General features: G+C 43.3%; 15 protein-coding genes. 9 read left to right on the top strand and 6 right to left on the bottom strand.

All coding sequences use genetic code 11. The features are described 5' to 3' along the window. Positions 1-10 precede the first annotated feature (10 nt). A complete protein-coding gene (locus N475_RS09985) occupies positions 11-304 on the top strand; it encodes a hypothetical protein (protein WP_063355732.1) in 294 nt (97 codons plus the stop codon). Next, on the top strand, positions 291-743 hold the full coding sequence (gene rimI / locus N475_RS09980; protein ID WP_063355731.1) for a ribosomal protein S18-alanine N-acetyltransferase: 453 nt from the start codon (positions 291-293) through the stop codon (positions 741-743). The genes N475_RS09985 and rimI overlap by 14 nt, the downstream gene beginning before the upstream one ends. A 10-nt stretch (positions 744-753) precedes the next feature. On the opposite strand, the gene N475_RS09975 is transcribed toward rimI, so the two are convergent. From N475_RS09975 to efpL, 3 genes are all read right to left on the bottom strand, one after another. Next, complete coding sequence (locus N475_RS09975) at positions 754-3,432, bottom strand: ATP-binding protein (RefSeq protein WP_063355730.1); 2,679 nt, start codon at positions 3,430-3,432, stop codon at positions 754-756. Between the two features lie 240 nt (positions 3,433-3,672). Next, the gene (locus tag N475_RS09970) at positions 3,673-6,387 is read right to left on the bottom strand and encodes a basic secretory protein-like protein (protein ID WP_063355729.1); all 2,715 of its coding nucleotides are present in this window, start codon (positions 6,385-6,387) and stop codon (positions 3,673-3,675) included. Between the two features lie 177 nt (positions 6,388-6,564). Beyond that, positions 6,565-7,137: an elongation factor P-like protein EfpL gene (efpL, locus tag N475_RS09965; protein ID WP_063355728.1), complete on the bottom strand. Its 573-nt coding sequence runs from the start codon at positions 7,135-7,137 to the stop codon at positions 6,565-6,567. A 165-nt stretch (positions 7,138-7,302) separates the two neighbouring features. On the opposite strand from efpL, the gene N475_RS09960 reads away from it, so the two are divergent. Then, a complete protein-coding gene (locus N475_RS09960; protein WP_063365184.1) occupies positions 7,303-7,881 on the top strand; it encodes a DUF6151 family protein in 579 nt (192 codons plus the stop codon). Here the strand turns inward: N475_RS09960 and N475_RS09955 are convergent. Then, positions 7,878-9,206: a tetratricopeptide repeat protein gene (locus N475_RS09955; RefSeq protein ID WP_063365183.1), complete on the bottom strand. Its 1,329-nt coding sequence runs from the start codon at positions 9,204-9,206 to the stop codon at positions 7,878-7,880. The two genes, N475_RS09960 and N475_RS09955, sit on opposite strands and share 4 nt — an antisense overlap. 264 nt (positions 9,207-9,470) lie before the next feature. Beyond that, the gene (locus N475_RS09950; RefSeq protein WP_063365182.1) at positions 9,471-10,208 is read right to left on the bottom strand and encodes a thioesterase II family protein; all 738 of its coding nucleotides are present in this window, start codon (positions 10,206-10,208) and stop codon (positions 9,471-9,473) included. A 346-nt stretch (positions 10,209-10,554) separates the two neighbouring features. Here N475_RS09950 and prfC point away from each other — a divergent pair, with 346 nt between their 5' ends. The 4 genes from prfC to N475_RS09930 all read left to right on the top strand — a co-directional run bounded on the left by prfC (position 10,555) and on the right by N475_RS09930 (position 15,486). Beyond that, positions 10,555-12,144: a peptide chain release factor 3 gene (prfC, locus tag N475_RS09945; RefSeq protein WP_063355724.1), complete on the top strand. Its 1,590-nt coding sequence runs from the start codon at positions 10,555-10,557 to the stop codon at positions 12,142-12,144. A 68-nt stretch (positions 12,145-12,212) separates the two neighbouring features. Beyond that, a complete protein-coding gene (gene argS, locus N475_RS09940) occupies positions 12,213-13,955 on the top strand; it encodes an arginine--tRNA ligase (protein ID WP_063355723.1) in 1,743 nt (580 codons plus the stop codon). A 122-nt stretch (positions 13,956-14,077) separates the two neighbouring features. Further along, positions 14,078-14,719 carry a pyridoxamine 5'-phosphate oxidase gene (gene pdxH, locus N475_RS09935; RefSeq protein ID WP_063355722.1) on the top strand — a complete coding sequence of 214 codons (642 nt, stop codon included), beginning with the start codon at positions 14,078-14,080 and terminating at the stop codon, positions 14,717-14,719. A 2-nt stretch (positions 14,720-14,721) separates the two neighbouring features. Then, the gene (locus N475_RS09930) at positions 14,722-15,486 is read left to right on the top strand and encodes a TatD family hydrolase (RefSeq protein WP_063355757.1); all 765 of its coding nucleotides are present in this window, start codon (positions 14,722-14,724) and stop codon (positions 15,484-15,486) included. Here N475_RS09930 and N475_RS09925 read toward each other — a convergent pair. Further along, a complete protein-coding gene (locus N475_RS09925; RefSeq protein ID WP_063365181.1) occupies positions 15,453-16,070 on the bottom strand; it encodes an AhpA/YtjB family protein in 618 nt (205 codons plus the stop codon). The genes N475_RS09930 and N475_RS09925 overlap by 34 nt on opposite strands. Positions 16,071-16,143: 73 nt before the next feature. Here N475_RS09925 and serB point away from each other — a divergent pair, with 73 nt between their 5' ends. Both serB and N475_RS09915 read left to right on the top strand, forming a co-directional pair. Next, entirely contained in the window at positions 16,144-17,169 is a 1,026-nt protein-coding gene (gene serB, locus N475_RS09920) for a phosphoserine phosphatase SerB (protein ID WP_155732564.1), read from the top strand. Between the two features lie 127 nt (positions 17,170-17,296). Beyond that, positions 17,297-18,088, top strand: a complete 792-nt coding sequence (locus tag N475_RS09915) for a hypothetical protein (RefSeq protein ID WP_081215833.1) — start codon at positions 17,297-17,299, stop codon at positions 18,086-18,088. Positions 18,089-18,118 lie beyond the last annotated feature (30 nt).

Below are 18,118 nucleotides of genomic sequence, written 5' to 3'. Positions count from 1 at the left end.
TGTTTTTATCATGCATCCAATTCATGCTCAATTGCTCGGTGTAACACCACTTAAACTCAAAGCACAATATTCAAAAGCCAGCGTTTCTAGTGATGAACATCAGGTAGAAATACCATCAACTCCACTGACTTTATCACCGCAATTAAAGCAGGATATTTTACTTGCCGCAGGTAAAGAAGTCTTAGAGTTTGTGCAAGGAGAGCAGGCTCTGTTGGCAGAATCTAGCTTGTACTTGCCTAGTGCACAGTTAACAGCAGAACAAAAGAAACAATTATGGCGAGTAATTTACGATGCTAGTTCCTGATAGCGATATGCTGTGTCAGCATAAAATCTCTGACATTATGGCTGTAGAGATTGCGAGTCACCCACACCCGTGGAGTGAAAAGACCTTGGCGTCATGTATTGGTGGGCGCTACTTTAACGCATCTCTTACTCATGGCGGTAAATTAATTGGTTATTACATAGCTGAGCGAGCAGGCCCTGATTACACTTTAATGAACATATGCGTTCATCCGCAGCAGCAAGGGCAGGGGCTGGCTGTGTTATTAATGGAGTCCTTGATAAAACGCTGTATTGAAGAGCAAGCTGAAAACCTGTTTTTAGAGGTACGTGCTTCAAATGTGCCCGCTATTGCCTTGTATGAGAAAATGGGGCTAACTTTTATGGGGAGACGCAAAAATTATTACCCTACTGTAGATGGTAAAGAAGATGCGATCCTAATGGGCCTACAGTTTATTGAGTAAGCCGATTAAGTTATCGCACAGCTTGTAGTTGCACCTCTTCGTTATTTAGGGTGTACTTGATGGCCTGTACTAGGTTCAAGGTCGCATATTGCCACTGAGCTTTGTTATTGTCTCTGAGGCTATTCTCTAGCTCACCAGCGGCACTGTGAATGTTAGTAAAACCAAAGCAGCCTGCACTGCCTTTAAGGCTATGTGCTAATGCTCGTAGTGATTCCCAGTCTTGCTCGCTATATAAAGACTCCACAAGTGTCATTTGCTCAGGTAGTTTTTCAAGGTAGTTTTGACTAATCTGCAGGAACTTTTCACTTTCTAGCAAATTATTCCATTTAGAAAGGTTATCATTGTCCACTTGTAAAAACTCAAGCAATACAGCACCTAGTTTTTCCCTATCAATAGGCTTACCAAGCGTTGCATCACATCCCGCGGCCAGATAATTATCAATGTCATTTTTCATAATATTGGCTGTTAGCGCCACAATTGGCCCATCATAAGCTGCGTGTCTCAGCATCTCAGTGGCCTCTAAGCCACCCATCACAGGCATTTGCATATCCATCAGGATGAGGTCATAGTCATTTACTAAGGACATTTCAACCGCCTCGGCACCATTGTTAGCAATATCAGGAACTAGCCCCCAAGTATTTAGTAACAGAGAAATCAGTTCTTGGTTATCTTTGTTGTCTTCAGCCAAAAGAATATTGGCTTCGAGTTGCTTCTCTGCAAGCTCTTGGGTACTGCTAACTTGGTTGTGAATATATGAGTCGCAATCGATCCACTCAATGTTTTCTGTTTGATGATTTGCCGCGATGCTAATTGAAAAGATACTGCCATTGCCTTGCTCGCTGGTTACCTCAACGTCACCACCGAGCAATTGGGCAAGATTCTTGGAGATACATAAACCTAAACCGGTTCCGCCAAAGCGTCTGGTAGTTGTGGTATCTGCCTGTTCGAATGGTTTAAAGACTCGCTCCATTTCACTTTCGGACATGCCAATACCTGTGTCCTTTATGACAAAAATAAAGTGATCAGGTCCGGCTTTGAAATCTACACCAATAATGATACTGCCTTGCTCTGTAAACTTGACGGCATTGCTCGCAATATTGAGCAAAATCTGCTTGAGTCTTGTTTCATCGCTATTTAATACTTTTGGTAGTGGGAAATTATAGTCAAGCATAAAGTCGAGCTGTTTTTCTTCTGCCATCGGCAAAATAATTGATTCAACATCTTTGAGTAGGGGTAAAAACTCAATTTCATTTTGCTCAACTTCCAGTTTTTCAGCTTCAATTTTTGAAAGGTCAAGGATGTTATTGATGAGCTCCAACAAGTGTTTTGAATTGCGCAAAATTGTGTCTAGGTGAAGTTCAGCATTTTTAGCTTGAGGGTTGTGTAAAAGTTGCTCGGTGAACCCCATAATGGCAGTTAATGGTGTACGTATCTCATGGCTCATATTAGCCAAAAAGCGGCTCTTAAGCTGGTTGGCTTGTTCTGCCTCTGTAATAGCCACTTCAAGCTGCTGATTCATTTCCTCCAAAGCACGCGTACGGTTTTCTACTTTTTCCTCAAGGTGCAACTTATAGTCTTCTAGCTCGCCTTGGAAATCTCGGATCTGCTTCACCATGTGATTGAAGTCATCGAATAAGGTGCCGACTTCATCATCTTCATGAGCGGGCAGATAAACCGATAGATCGCCATCACCAACGCGGTGACTTGCTTCACCGAGTAACTCAATTGGAGTGAGTAACAGGTTGCGAACAACAATAAAAATCAAAACGGGCAAAGTGACAACAGACAAAATAACAATCAAGGCAGTAATCAAACTGATGGCTTTACCTGATTGATACAAAATACTTTTCGGAATAGTGGAAATATAGTAATAGCCACCACTTAATTGGGCACTGTAGGTCATTCGCTTCAACTCGTCGACAGAGGGAAGTACAATCGAATCAAGCTTTCCACGATCAGCGAGTGAGCTGATCTGTGCCATTTCCTGATCGCTTAAGTAGGTTTGAGAGAAGTGCCCATCTGAGGAGAATAATACTTCCCCTTGACCTGAGACAAGCAAATTTAGAGTGTTGTCATAAGGGGCTTCTAAGATACTACTCGATATGATTGACGGCGCCACTTGTACAATAATATAACCCTGCCGTTGAGGCCGCTTAAGATGGAAGTTTACGCTGTAAATTTGCTGTACGAAATACAGCTGCGTTCCTCCTTCTTTGGCAGGTAGCATGTATTGTTGCTGGCGCAAATTACTTTTAATAACTTGATCGAAAAAAGGGTATTGTTCGGGCGCAAAGCTCAAGTTGCTAGAATAAAATGCGGTACTAACACCCTGTGAATCAACGAGGTTTATGCTGATAATGTCAGGATAAGCCTCACTATAACTAGCGAAGACATCCATTAAAGCACCTAGCCTTTTGGTTTTTGTATGGCTTTCATCTGGCGCTGTTAGTAAAAAGTCACTCAGTACAGGAGAGGTAGACAGTAGTTTTGTCGTGGACTGATAGATTTCCATATAGTTGAACATTTTTTGTTGCTGTTGTTCAACAAAACGGCTGACAATCAACTTTGCTTGTTTTTGGGTAGAACTGGTTACATTAGTGAGTGTAAACCCCCCCAAAAATAAAAGAGGAAGAATCACCAGTGGAGTGATATACCACAGTAATCTGATACTGAGCTTACTGGTTTTCATCTATCCTGATATCCATATTTGCCTGTATTAGCCCGAAATACTATCCGTTAAAAGTCCAAACACAGATCATATGATGGCTCGCTGAATTTCTCAAGTTTTTGCGCTGTACAGCAATTGTACACGATGAAAAATGGACTACCAAATAAGTACTGATTGGGCGCAGCATAACTAGGATAAAAAGCGCAATAAAAACGAGAGTTGAAGCAAAATGTGGACACACTTTGCTTCAATTGGAGGTGCTTATAAAGCCCTAAACAGCTCTATTTCAGCGAGTTGTAATAGGTTATTGCCATTGGCATCAGTAGCTGTATGGGTAAGGTCAAATCGATAATGGCTGTAAGGCGTTTGATTATCGATGCGAAATAACTTGGTTTGATTGCGGCCCTCAAAACTGTTTTCGCTGCGCGTATCCAATGTATGCCAGTGAATTCCATCATTAGAGCCATGCAACTGCCAAGTTGCGGGATCGCGCTCTGGTGCATCGTTGCCGCTGGTGATGCTATAAGCGCGCAGCACGTACTGATCAGGTGCTATAAATTGCAGCCAGCCACTGTCAGTAAGGGCGACGTACTTATTACTTAGGTTGCCATCAAATGCACTTTCAAACCCTTCTCCCCATTGGCTGAAACCCGCATGTTCAGCACTGATGATACCGCCTGCCAGCGCAAAGTTCTCAAGTTCATCGGGTAGTGTGGCACTGGCTTTGTCTATCAGCAAATCAATGTCTGCAATTTGAAACACATCTTGGCCGTTATCTTGAGGACCGCTATTGGTAAAACTAAATTTAAAGTAGCGGTAAGCCGTATCCAAACTTAGGTCAAATTCACGAGTTTCTAAACGACGGTTAAATACTTGATTAGACTGAGTGTCTACTACTTGCCACTGAGTACCGTCAGGAGAAGCGGATAAGGTCCAGCTACTCGGGTCTCTGCTCGGCTGGTTATCACCAGCGGTTAAGCGATATCCTTTTAGCTGTCCTGCGCCATAACCCGAAAATGAAATCTCGGTATGTGGATGAATGGTTAGATACTTGGTAAAGCGGTCACCATCAAATGCATTCTCAACGGCATAAATTGGGTCTACGGGTGGTTGTGTAGTGCTGGCTTCCCCACCTAGAGTGACTAAACTTAGCTGGTTTTCGGGCACAGGCGGCGCTTCAGGAGCTGCACCTAAAGTTGCTTGGTACTTTTGCCACAGGGCATCAATATCTTGGTTTAGTATGCGTTTCAGAGCTTCTCTGAGTGTCCATTCCCAACCTTCACGTTGGCTCGTTAGTACCATTTGGTTAATTTTGTAAGTAAAATCTGAGTCGTAATTGTCTTGGATCCATGAAAGGAAGAAACCTGTATTGGTATAACCCCCAAGCCAGTTTCTCGCAGGTGTTGGTTTGCGCGTAGCATGAAAGCCCGCTCGGATCCTAACTAGATCAGCAATACCCTCAATAATGGCATGTACTTCGCCACCATCTTGCATGGCACCTGTTGGAAAGTGCTGATATCCATGCACAAGCTCATGCCAAAATACGCCAAGTAGCTCATAAACTACTTCTTCATCGCTTGCATTGGCCAAAGACTCAGTTATGTACTTAGTACTAAAAGCGATCTCCATGTTACGACCTGAACCTGCACGATAAGCCAGTGTATCCATCCACTTTAAACTGAAAGTTACAGAGTCAAATTCTGGAGATTCTCCATAGTGTTTGTAGAGGAATTGATTAACCTGCAATGTAACGTCATTAATGGTTTTTTCCAAATCAGGAAAGAGGCGGTGAATACGCTTATAGCCTTCACTCTCTGTATCTTCGTGTGCGAACTTTATTTCAGGGTAACTGAAACCTTGCCAAGGATTTTGTGGGTCTACCACTTTGACTGTGTGCGAGGTGGTTTCACTTTTGCCATGCCAATTATATGTGGCGAGCTTAACTTCTTTTATGCCTGGAGTTTTAAATACCACTTGTGGGTTTTGTGCGAGGCTTGTTATAGGCGTACCCTGTTCAAACTGCCACTCAAAACTATTTGGTGTATTCAAGCTTGCGTCTTTAAACGTGATGGGCGTATCAATAAATACGGTATCTGTGTCACTGGAGATATGTGCGATGGGAAGCTGTGTTTCACCAAATAAATCTATTTCTGCAATTTGTAGTAGATCATACCCCCAATTATCAGTGCCCTTGTGAATCAACTCAAAGCGATAGTGTTTAAAAGCTTGATCTGTTTGAATTTGGAAAGTCTTTTGTTCAAATCGCTTAGTAAAGAGCTCACTATTTCGATTGTCCAATGTAATCCAGTTCTCATTGTCGTTTGAACCGAGCAGAGTCCAGTTATGAGGGTCACGACCCGGCGCATCATTGGCTGAAGTAAATTGGTATTGAGATATTTGCTTAGCTTGTGGCAGGGATATTTGAATCCACCCTTGAGGCTTTAAAGTAACGTATTTAGTACGTGGATCGCCATCGAAAGCATTACTTAGCCCTTCACCTGCTGGTGAATCAGCTTGTTGCTCGGTGAGTTCAATTTGGCTGCTTATTAGGCTTTGTAATGAAATTGGATCGTTCTGTTTATCGTGCGGCATTTTTTCCCACACTTGGCTGGCCCCTGGTTTGTCATTTTGGCTCCACCAACGTGCTTGAAATAGTTCACCTTTGTACGCAACTGTATCGCCTTTGGTATAAATTTGTGTGCCCAACCAAGGTGGGGTAACCGCTGTATTATCATTCACAAATTGGAGCAGCTGCCAAGCGCCTGATTTGTTCTGGCTTGGCAGATCGCCTTGAGTCCACCAGTTGGCGCGATATAACGCCCCCTCAAAGAGCACTCGCTGACCTTTTTTGTAAGCGTTGTGAGCCTGCCAGTTAACTTGTTCATTGCTGATGTGTTGATGTGTGTGTCCTGAATGTGCCTGGATTGCTGTCGATTGAACAGCCAGAGCAATCGCGCACAATACGTATTTTTTCATGACTAACTCCCATTATGTCACTTGTTGTTATTTGTTGGAACGTTCCATTTATTGTTATCACAAGTCGGCCAGAATGCAAAGTGTTTAATAAATCAGCGGAGAATTATCAGTGAAAGGAATGAGATTGAAAGCCATGGGGTGATTAAAAAAGCCGACTAGGTCGGCTTTCAATTATGACTAGCTGTCTGCACGGCTCATAAATTTGACTTCTGTGGTGTTGATCTTGATTTTGTCGCCTGTAGAAATGTGTTCTGGCACTTGCACTATCAAACCTGTGGTTAAGGTGGCAGGTTTTGTGCGTGCACTTGCAGAAGCGCCTTTGATAGAAGGTGCTGTTTCTTCAATGACGAGTTCAACACTCGATGGTAAATCGATGGAAACCGGTGTGCCTTCAACAACAACTACCAGTAACCCTTTAGTGTCTTCATTGATGAACAACACTTGCTCAGAGATGGCTTCTTTGTTTAGGTGATAAGGTGTGTAGTCTTCCTCATCCATAAATACATACTCTTCACCATCGACGTATGAAAACATCGCAGGGCGGCGAGTTAAATCTGCCAACTTTAACATTTCTTCTGCTTTGAAGGTTTCGTCTACCTTGCCTCCATTAACAACATCATACATACGCATACGATATAAGCTTCCGCCGGCACGACCCTGCGGGACAGAGCGCTCGATATCACGAATAATCATAACGCGACCATTGTATTCAATCGCGGCGTGCTTTTTTATTTCACTGGCCTTTGGCATAGTAATTTCCCATTTAATTTTGTTTTGCAGAAAACTAGCATGAAGCTAGGTTTAGGCCAAGAGTTGTGGAGATTTTATTGCTTTATAAAGCAGGCTCGCGTTAGCATGAAAGCTGTTTTGAATGATTCATTCTTACACTGATAGCATGCTGGCGAGGAAAGTAACATGACTGAGTTTCTGAATTTTCAATGTGATTGTGGTGCTGTTACTGGCAAGGTGGCTAGTCAGGGGGCTTTTTTTAGAAATCGAGTTGTGTGCTATTGTGATGATTGCCAAGCTTTTGTGAATCATCTTGGGCACGAAAAGTCACTGAATTCCTATGGTGGTACAGATGTCTTTCAAGTAAGTGCTTCGCAAGTGTCTATCACCTCAGGACAAGAGCATCTCAAGTGCATGAAAATCACAGCCAAGGGTGTCCATCGTTGGTATGCCAGTTGCTGCAATGCACCAATAGGCAACACGATTAATGCTAAATGGCCGTTGGTTGGGTTTATCAGCACCTGCATAGTTGAGGACTTGGAAAAAACTGTCGGGCCGATCAAGGGCAGTGTATTTTGTAAGTTTGCGAATCAACCAATTCCGAATGAAGTCAAAGGCCCATGGTCGCATAAACGTATCGTGGCTACGATGTTATTAAAGCTTGTAGTGTGGCGAATACTTGGAAAGGGGGCGCCAAACCCATTTTACGCAGCAGGCAAAGCAATAAGTAAGCCTTATTGCATTGCCAATGAGGCAGGGGATTAAAGGGCGTAAAGTGCGGCCATTTCGTTATAAGCCAAGCCAAACTGCTTTTTAAACCAGCTATTTACAAATTCATTGTGTGGCGCAATTTTACCACAACGCAAAATATACTCGCCGTGTTGTGCGCCAATCAAACCATTGCAGTGAGTTTCCCTCCAAACGCGCTCAAGTTGCGATTTGAAGTGATTCTGCAGAGAATGCATTTGTTTATCTAACCTTGTATCTACATCTAAAAAAGTGGCTTGCATGGGAGAGATACCCAACTGAGGAAAGTCTGCATGGTGGCTTTGAGTATAGTGAGTTTGGCTATCATCCACTTTAAATTCAATGTGTTGTTTAGCAATTACCCCTTTATAAACGGCGTCGATACTGAATTGTTCGGTAAATTCAGTAACAGGGTAGTTATATGCTTTTTTGACTTCAACATCTAGCTTGTCTTTGGGATTTTGAGGGTTTATACGCTCTTCCACAATCGTATAGTGTTTTTGCCGATTAACGAGTTTGGCATTGCGGCTATGCTCAAGTTCGGCTTTGAGGTTTAACTGAAAAGTTTGTTGGCCTACAGGGCTATACCATAAACTTTCTCGAAAGATCTGTTTAAACTCCAAAGATGCGGTATTAAGCGTGTTTGCCTGACGACTTGTTTGGTGAAGCTTCACAGTGAAATCAGGAGCTAACCGAATACTCGAGTAGCGCGTTGGGTCTTGAGTTACTGTTTGGAAGTTTTGCGGCAATGACCAAGACATACAGTATTTTTCTGTGAATTGTCGTAAATAAAAGCGCTGTTCAGTCGCTTGCGATGCCATCAGCATGCACTGTGAATGCGCTTTTTGCTGCAATGCGGCGCGATAGTTCGCAATAAGTTGGCCGAGTTGTGCGTTACTAATTAAGAATGCGTAGTTGTGTTCAAAGTATCTAAACTTATCGGGATATTGAGACTGTGAGAGTAGTTTTGCTTGTTGTTGTAACCATTGAGATGCATAACTAAGTTCTTCGCTTTGGGTGTTGGCGATAGCGCCAAATGGTTCAATTTGCCAATCAATTTGACTTCTGAACAATGACTCCAGCTTTAATGTTGCACCAGTTTGGTTGCCCCCAAGTCGTAGCATGCGAACATCGATAAGGCCTTTATCGAGTATTTTATTGCGGGCTAACGCAAGCCCTTTTTGCGCTTCTAAATTGTGTGGATCTTCAGTGAGGGCTTGTTCGTAGTACTCTGCTGATTGTGTATACATACCAGCCTCATAAAGGTTGTGTCCTTTCTCAACTAAACTTTTGCAGCCGACAAGTACGAGTGCAAATACACCTAAAGCAATTGCTTTTTTCATGTTTATGATTCCCTTGATGCGCCATCGGAAGGCGTTTACTTACCTTGAGTTACACAATTTGCAAGTAATCGATTTTATCGCTGACAAACGATAAACGTTCGGTCGTTAATGATAATCGTTCATATGTTCCTATGTCTACGACTGTCAATGTATATTTTTTGCAGTTTTGTATTACAAAGAGACGGGACTATGGGAGAGATGAGTTTTGCTGGGTGTTACAAACCCAGCATACGTTAAGGTGAAGAATTCTCTAACTGGGCCTAGTTACAGGGAGCTAATGAGTTGAAAAACTTTACCCTTCACTTCATCACTACATGAATTAATAAAGAAGTGGTTGCCATTAAATGAGTGTTTAGATATTGGCAGGCCAGATAAGCTTTGCCATGCATCAATTTGTTCCGGTTTGACATCGACGTCATCCGTGCCAAACAGCACATCAATGGGTATTGGTAAAGCATGAGGATGTGCTTGATATAGGTCTGCGACTTCAAAGTCAGCACGTAATAAGGGTAAAAATAACTCCATTAACTCCACATTTTCGAGTATTTCTTTTGGCGTACCATTTAGCGACTTGAGCTCCTCAATAAATTCATCATGAGGCAAGTGATAAAATGCTGGTTTGCTGTTTGGCAAATGTGGTGCTCGGCTTCCCGATGCAATCAGTTTTAATGGGGTTTTTTGATTGGTTTTTTGTAATTGATATGCGAGTTCATAGGCAACACGACTTCCCAAACTATGGCCAAAAAACACGGCTGGTTTCTGAGTGATAAATGTTTGATGTGACAAAAGCTCATCAAGAATTGCGCCCATCGTATTATGCGCAGGTTCCATTAATCGGGAACCGCGCCCAGGTAGCTGCACAGCGACCAGTTCAATGTGAGCAGGTAAGCCATTTAGCCAAGACATGAATATGCTTGGGGCGCCACCAGCGTAAGGAAAACAAAATAAGCGCAGCGTCGCATTGGGGTTCGGTTTTGGAATGGAAAACAACTTGTTAGTCATGGTATGTTTATTTTAGTTTTATTTTTTACATATCCTATCAACTTGTCTGCAATTGTATAGTGGCAATGTTTCTTAAAAGAAGCTGTTAAAATAGAAGCTTAGAGAATAATCAAAGAAAAATTTTGCGCTTTAGTTTAGGCCTTGTATGTCGAGATTAAGGTCAAATATATTTTCGGTGGAAGGGGAACAGCATGATTCGTTGTCAGAGCAATATACATTATCCGTAAATTGTACGCCGATAAGTTGTTAAAATAGTCAGGATCGGAGACAATATGCGGATGTGTGTTCATAGTTGAGTGTACTGGAATAGCAATCACACTCCGAAAAGCCAAAAGTAGAGTTTTCAATGTCAAATAACAGTATCCAGCAAGAGGTATCGCTACGTCGTACTTTTGCCATCATTTCTCACCCGGATGCGGGTAAAACCACTATCACAGAAAAGGTTCTTTTATTCGGAAAGGCGTTACAAAAAGCCGGTACGGTAAAAGGGCGTGGTTCAAACCAGCACGCAAAATCTGACTGGATGGAAATGGAAAAAGAGCGTGGTATCTCGGTAACAACCTCGGTGATGCAGTTTCCGTATAATGATGCATTGGTAAACCTACTAGATACCCCGGGACACGAAGACTTCTCTGAAGATACTTATCGTACGCTGACAGCTGTGGACTCGTGTTTAATGGTAATCGATGCTGCAAAAGGTGTTGAGGATCGTACACGTAAATTAATGGAAGTAACGCGCTTACGTGACACGCCAATCGTGACTTTTATGAACAAACTTGACCGTGATATCCGTGACCCAATGGAAGTGATGGACGAAGTCGAAACAGAACTGAATATCATGTGTGCACCTATCACTTGGCCAATCGGCTGTGGTAAAGAATTTAAAGGCGTGTACCACATTCATCGTGATGAAACGATTTTATACGCAACGGGTCAAGGTCATACCATCCAAGAAAAACGCATTATTAAGGGCTTAGACAATCCAGATCTAGATGCCGAAATCGGTGATGAGTTAGCCGAGCAGCTCCGTGAAGAGCTAGAGTTGGTAATAGGTGCATCAAATGAGTTTGATCATGAGTTATTTTTATCGGGTGAGCTTACACCCGTTTACTTTGGTACAGCATTAGGTAACTTTGGTGTTGACCATATGCTTGACGGTTTAACAGAATGGGCGCCAACGCCAATGCCACGTCAAACTGAAGAGCGTGAAGTAAAAGCTGAAGAAGAAAAGTTCTCAGGCTTTGTATTCAAAATTCAAGCGAATATGGACCCCAAACATCGTGACCGTATTGCCTTTATGCGTATTGTATCAGGTAAATATACTCAAGGTATGAAGATGGACCATGTACGTATTGGCAAAAAAGTCAGCATCTCCGACGCGGTAACCTTTATGGCGGGTGACCGTGAACGTGCTCAAGAGGCTTATGCTGGTGACATCATTGGCTTGCATAACCACGGCACAATCCAAATCGGTGATACGTTTACGCAAGGTGAGAAGCTGAAATTCAGTGGTATACCAAATTTCGCGCCAGAATTATTCCGCAGCATTCGTTTAAAAGATCCACTTAAGCAAAAGCAGTTGTTAAAAGGCTTAGTGCAGCTGTCAGAAGAAGGTGCGGTACAGGTATTTAGACCTCTACAAAATAACAGCTTAATCGTAGGTGCGGTCGGTGTGCTTCAGTTTGATGTGGTTGTAGCGCGCCTGAAAGCTGAATATAACGTAGATGCAATTTACGAAAGCGTGGCAGTACAAACAGCCCGTTGGGTGACGTGTGACGACGATAAGAAGATGGCTGAGTTTAAACGTAAGTGTGAAGCAAACTTAGCCCTGGATGGTGGTGATAACTTAACTTACATTGCACCTAGCCGTGTAAATTTAAACTTATCAATGGAACGCTACCCTGATGTTCAGTTCCACCATACACGTGAACACTAATAAACGCTTAAATTGAATCGAATTTAACCTTGCTAGTTTTATGGCTGGCAAGGGTCACAGGATAAAAAATGAACCTCAAAACTCTATTAATCGAAAAAGCCAATGCAGCAATGCTTGCTGCTGGCATCCCTGAAGGAACAAACCCGGCTGTAACGCAAAGTACACGTCCACAGTTTGGTGATTACCAAATTAACGGAGCGATGGGCGCAGCAAAAGCACTAAAAACAAACCCACGTGAAGTTGCCCAAAAAATCATCGACAATTTGGCGGTTGAAGAACTGGCAGACAAAGTTGAGATTGCAGGCCCAGGTTTCATCAATATTCACTTAAAGCCTGAGTTCTTAGCGAGTAGCTTAGAAGCGGCAAACCAAGACAGCAAACTGGGTGTCGCAGAGCATGCACAACCGCACAAAGTGGTGGTGGATTACTCTTCTCCAAACCTAGCAAAAGAGATGCACGTTGGTCACCTTCGTTCAACTATCATTGGAGATGCTGTTGTACGTGCATTAGAGTTTCGTGGCGATCAGGTAATTCGTCAAAACCACATGGGTGATTGGGGCACGCAGTTCGGAATGTTGATTGCGCACCTTGAAGATCTGCTAGAAAAAGGTATCGATCTTGAGAAGGTAGCGCTTGCAGATCTAGAGAGCTTCTATCGTGATGCGAAGAAGCGTTTCGACGACGAAGAAGGTTTTGCGGACAAAGCACGTGACTATGTAGTTAAATTACAAGGTGGCGACGCGCACTGTGAGAAATTATGGCAGTTGTTCATCGACACATCTGTTAAGCACTCGGAAGAAGTATACAAAAAGCTAAACGTGACATTAGGCCGTGACGACATCAAAGCAGAAAGTGCATATAACGCGCGTCTAAATGGTGTCATTGAGCTACTAAAAGAAAAAGGCATTGCAGTAGAAGATCAGGGCGCTCAAGTTGTGTTCCTTGATGAACTTGCAAACAAAGATGGTGAACCTTCGGTGTTTATCGTGCAAAAATCTGGTGGTGGTTTCTTATACGCGACAACGGATTTAGCAGCGTGTGATTACCGTTCAAATGAACTGGATGTGGATCGTATTTTAATTTTTGTGGATGCAAGACAAGGCCTCCATTTTAATCAAGTAGAAATCACAGCGCGTAAAGCGGGTCTTTTGAAAGATAAAACAAGCTATGAACCAAGCCTGTTCGGTACCATGATGGGTGACGATGGTAAGCCATTTAAGACGCGTACGGGCGGCACAGTTAAACTAGCCGATTTACTTGATGAAGCGGTAAGCCGAGCAGCTGATAAGTTGGCAGATCGTGCTTCTGAGCTCTCAGAAGAAGCGCGTACTGAAATTGCACGCAAAGTTGGTATTGGTGCGGTCAAATACGCTGATCTATCTAAACACCGTACCAGCGATTATATATTTAACTGGGATACGATGTTGAGCTTTGAAGGCGCAACAGCACCGTACCTTCAGTATGCATACACACGTGTGAGAAGTATTTTCCGCAAGGCAAACGTCAATAGCAATGAGTTGGCTGGTAAGATTGAGATTGCAGCTTCACAAGAAAAAGCACTGGCACTTAAGTTGTTGCAGTTAGAAGAAATCTTAGATCTAATGATCAGCGAAGCGACACCACACGTATTGTGTGGATATTTGTATGAGCTTGCAAGTTTGTACATGTCTTTCTACGAAGCGTGTCCAATCTTGAAAGACGATGTTAGTGAGCAAACACGTGAAAGCCGTCTAGTACTGTGTAACCTAGTGGCGAAAACGCTTCAATCTGGTTTAGACCTGTTGGGTATTGAGGTAATGGAGCAAATGTAACATTTGCTTTGCATGCTTAATATTACAAAAAGCCGCCAGTTCATGGCGGTTTTTTATTATTGAATGGCGACCTGATAGAGTGTGTCAGGTAATTGAGTTAGGAATTGCTAGGAGTCGCTTAAATGAAATTAGAAGATATTCGCAGAGAGTATATACAAGGCGGATTAAGCAGAGAAATGCTTGATGAAAATCCCATTGCTCAGTTTGAGAAATGGTTAGCACAAGCGGTTGAAGCTAAATTTAGTGCTGATCCAACTGCGATGGTAGTCGCGACAGTTGATGATGAAGGACAGCCGTCACAGCGTATTGTTTTACTGAAACAGCTTGATGATAATGGCTTTGTATTTTTCACCAATACTGGCTCAAAAAAAGCGCAAGACCTCAGTGCAAATAATAAAATTTCGCTGCATTTTCCGTGGCATGCAATTGAGCGTCAAGTGATCGTGTATGGCGAAGCTCAACCCTTGAGTACAGCGGCTGTGGCAAAGTACTTTTTGTCCAGACCCAAAGAAAGCCAACTGGCAGCTTGGGCTTCTCAGCAGTCTCGTCCAGTATCTTCACGCCAAGCATTGATGCAAACTTTCCAAAGTATGAAAAGTAAGTTTGCAAAAGGGGATATTCCTCTGCCTGACTTTTGGGGGGGGTACTGTGTTGTTCCTCATAAGATTGAATTTTGGCAAGGTGGGGAACACCGACTGCATGACCGCTTTATGTATATTAAGCAAGATGATAATAGCTGGGCAGTCGAGCGACTAAATCCCTAATGATGCGCCTGGTGGATACTCACTGTCATCTTGATTTTGACCAGTTGAGTGACAACTTAGATGAGCATATACGAGAAGCCGCGAGGTATGGTATCACTCAGTTCGTGGTGCCTGGGATCACGCTCACACAAAGCAAAGCGCTGCTGGATTTTAAGCGGCGCGTCCCTGAGTGTCGTATTGGTTTCGGCTTACATCCATACTTTCTTGATTTAGGCAGTGAAGGTGACATGGAGGAGCTATGGATACGAGCACAACAACATCGAGGTCATCTCAGTGCGGTAGGAGAGTGTGGTATTGACGCTCAGTGCGACCATTTAGCACTACAGCAAAAGCTGTTTTTAGAACACATTAAGCTGGCTAATACTTTGGCTTTGCCATTGATAGTTCATCACAGGCAAAGCCACCACTTAATCGCCCAAGCTTTTAAATCAGTGAAACCTCAGTTTGGTGGCGTGATCCATGCTTTCTCTGGCTCTATTCAGCAAGCACAATATTATATAGAGCGAGGGTTTAAACTGGGGATAGGAGGCACGATCACCTACCCAAGAGCGCAAAAAACACATGCAGTGGTGAAAGCCTTACCATTGTCTAGCTTCGTTTTGGAAACCGATGCCCCATCAATGCCATTGAATGGTTTTCAGGGTCAGCCAAATTTGCCAAAACGCTTACATCAGGTGTTTGAACACTTCTGCCAGTTGCGGAGTGAGCCCAAGCAAATGATTGCTGAGCAGCTTTACTCTTCTTCTTGCGCGCTTTTTTCAATCTGATTTTTTACATCTCTGCGCGTCAGCGCGCGCCCAATTTGCCAAGTAAAAATCCCCACAATGATGAGCATTAGTAAGACAACGCGACCAAGTTGATGAAAGTGGCGGTGACTTTCACTCATGGCAGCATCCGTCAGGTACTCGATACTGACAAAGCCAAGAGTTTGTTCATCATTTTCAATGGTACTGACAATGGCATCTTTACTGGGGTTGATCCCTGCAAGGCCATCTGGCAGCCCTGCAAAGTTAGGCGGAGCTGTGAGGCCATCATTACCCATCACAAAATGTCCTTGTTGGTTATACACAGCGACAGAGAGCACATAAGGGTCGCTTGCTAAATGATTGCTTAAAGCCCTGAGCCTCGGTGTATCTGAGCGGGACAGTGGCTCTGCAGCATTCAAAGCGAACTGTTTGATCAAACTCTGTGCAGCATGATTGGCATTGGTATGTAGCAATTGATGTGAGCGAAAGCTGGTGTTGCTGGCTATCCATACCAAGGCTAACAAGCAACTGGCTGCAACCAGTAAGCGCAACATGCGCTTACTCTTAGATGAATTTAGGAATTCACTGGCTTGTGTATTTTTCATAGTTAAAAGTTGCTGGCTGACATTGTTGGCATTAGATGATACAAAGGTGCTCTACCGTTTCCAGGAGTGCTCCATGCTAATGCAAAATGTTATTGATATCAATCAGCTTGATGTCCGTCCTATTGAAAATCAACTTACCTTAGCAAAGTGGTATCCATTTGAAAATGCCTCTCAGCCGAAGGCCGCGATCGCTGAGCAGGTTTCGCGGCAGTATATTGTCCTATTTGGCAAAGGGTTAAATGGTAAGCAAGTTGTAGATTTTATCGCTTCACTAGACACGTCAATTTTATATCATCAGGTTTGTTGTTATCAGGCACACAAGACTTTACCTGTCGGTGTTGCCATAGAAGTCTCTACATTAGTTGATATAAAAGCGACTGTGCGAGATGCTGCACAAAGACTCGGCTTTGAAGGTGCAGTATTAAAAGTGCTACCTCAGCTAGAATTGCCGGGTCTATTGGTCATGGATATGGACTCGACGGTTATTGAAATAGAATGCATTGATGAAATTGCTCGTCTTGCAGATGTGTATGAAGAAGTTGCTTCTGTAACTGCTCAGGCGATGGCGGGACAATTGGCATTCAGTGAAAGTTTATATCAACGCGTCGCTAAATTAAAAGGTATCGAGTTGAGCTTGATAGAGCCTCTCAAAGCTGATCTCCCTTTGATGCTTGGCGTGGCACAACTGTGTGAAGTGTTGAAGGCCAGAGGGTGGAAACTGGCGATTGCCTCTGGGGGCTTTACTTGGTTTGCCGAAGCATTGCAAAAACGACTTGGGCTGGATCATGTATTTGCCAACACATTAGAAATAGCGGATCAGCAATTAACAGGTAAAGTGCTCGGTGAAGTGGTTGATGCACATAAAAAAGCACAAGTTTTAAAAGAGCTGCAAGCAGAATATAACATCGCGCCAGCGCAAAGCTTGGCAATGGGAGATGGAGCAAATGATCTGGTGATGATGTCAGCGGCTGATTTGGGGATAGCAGTACATGGTAAACCCAAAGTCGTTGAGCAAGCAGATGTAGCAATATGTCATGGCTCATTGTTGCAGGTTATGTACTTTTTGACAGTGCCCAAAACTGAGCCCTGCAATAAATAGAAAATTATTGGGGTGACCGTGTGCGATGTGTGCTTTCACCCGACAAAATGAGCTAAGTGGCAATTGACGTTACTCATTTATTGTGCAATTTATAGACATAGACTGATTTGTAAACGGATGAACTATCATGATTAAGCAAAGTATTTCAGTTACCTTGGCAGTGCTTCTAGTTGGCTGTGGTGGTTCCAATGATGATGTGAACATCAACGACACCCCACAGAAGCAAGTTAATTTAACCACAAACAAAACCATTCCCGATAACCAGAGCGCTCCAATATATTCAGTGGCCCTAATAGGTAATAGCCATGCTGCTGGCTTGGCGCCGTATTTGAAGAAAACGTTGCAGCATTACGCTGCAGAAAAATCAGTGAATGTTGAAACGTTGGGCTTTGGATTTACGGATGACTTATATAAGAACGCCACTGTGCGCGCAAAATTAAATGACGGACAATGGAGTCATTTGATTATACAAGGGCAAAAATACTCGCAATCGGGTGCTGTGCTATATTCCACAAAGGAAACCCAGCAATGGATTGCTTTAGCAAAAGAGTTAGATATTACGCCTATTTTGTTTCCAGAGCACCCGCAAAAAGGGCGGTCTGAAGAAGCGGCGTATGTGATGGGTATCCATCGCCAAATTGCATCACTGCAGGCTGCTTGTGTGGCGCCTGTAGGGGGGGCTTGGAATGCCGCGATGGAACAAATGCAAAATGTATCTTTTCATACATCTGATGGCAATCATGCAGCTCCTTCAGGTTTATTACTGAGTAGTCTAGTATTTAGCGAGATTATTACAGGCGAGAAGGTGGATACAGGTCCAATTTCGATTATCCCCGATACTGCGTTAAGTGCACAGCAACAAGGTGTACTGAGTCAAATCGCGTCGCAAGTGCTGGTTGAGCAACCTGCCTGTGAATAAAAATTAGGGTGAGACTTATCGCTCACCCAA

It is taken from the genome of Pseudoalteromonas luteoviolacea DSM 6061 (assembly GCF_001625655.1).
Lineage (GTDB): Bacteria > Pseudomonadota > Gammaproteobacteria > Enterobacterales > Alteromonadaceae > Pseudoalteromonas > Pseudoalteromonas luteoviolacea.
This window is presented reverse-complemented; position numbering and strand designations above follow the sequence as displayed.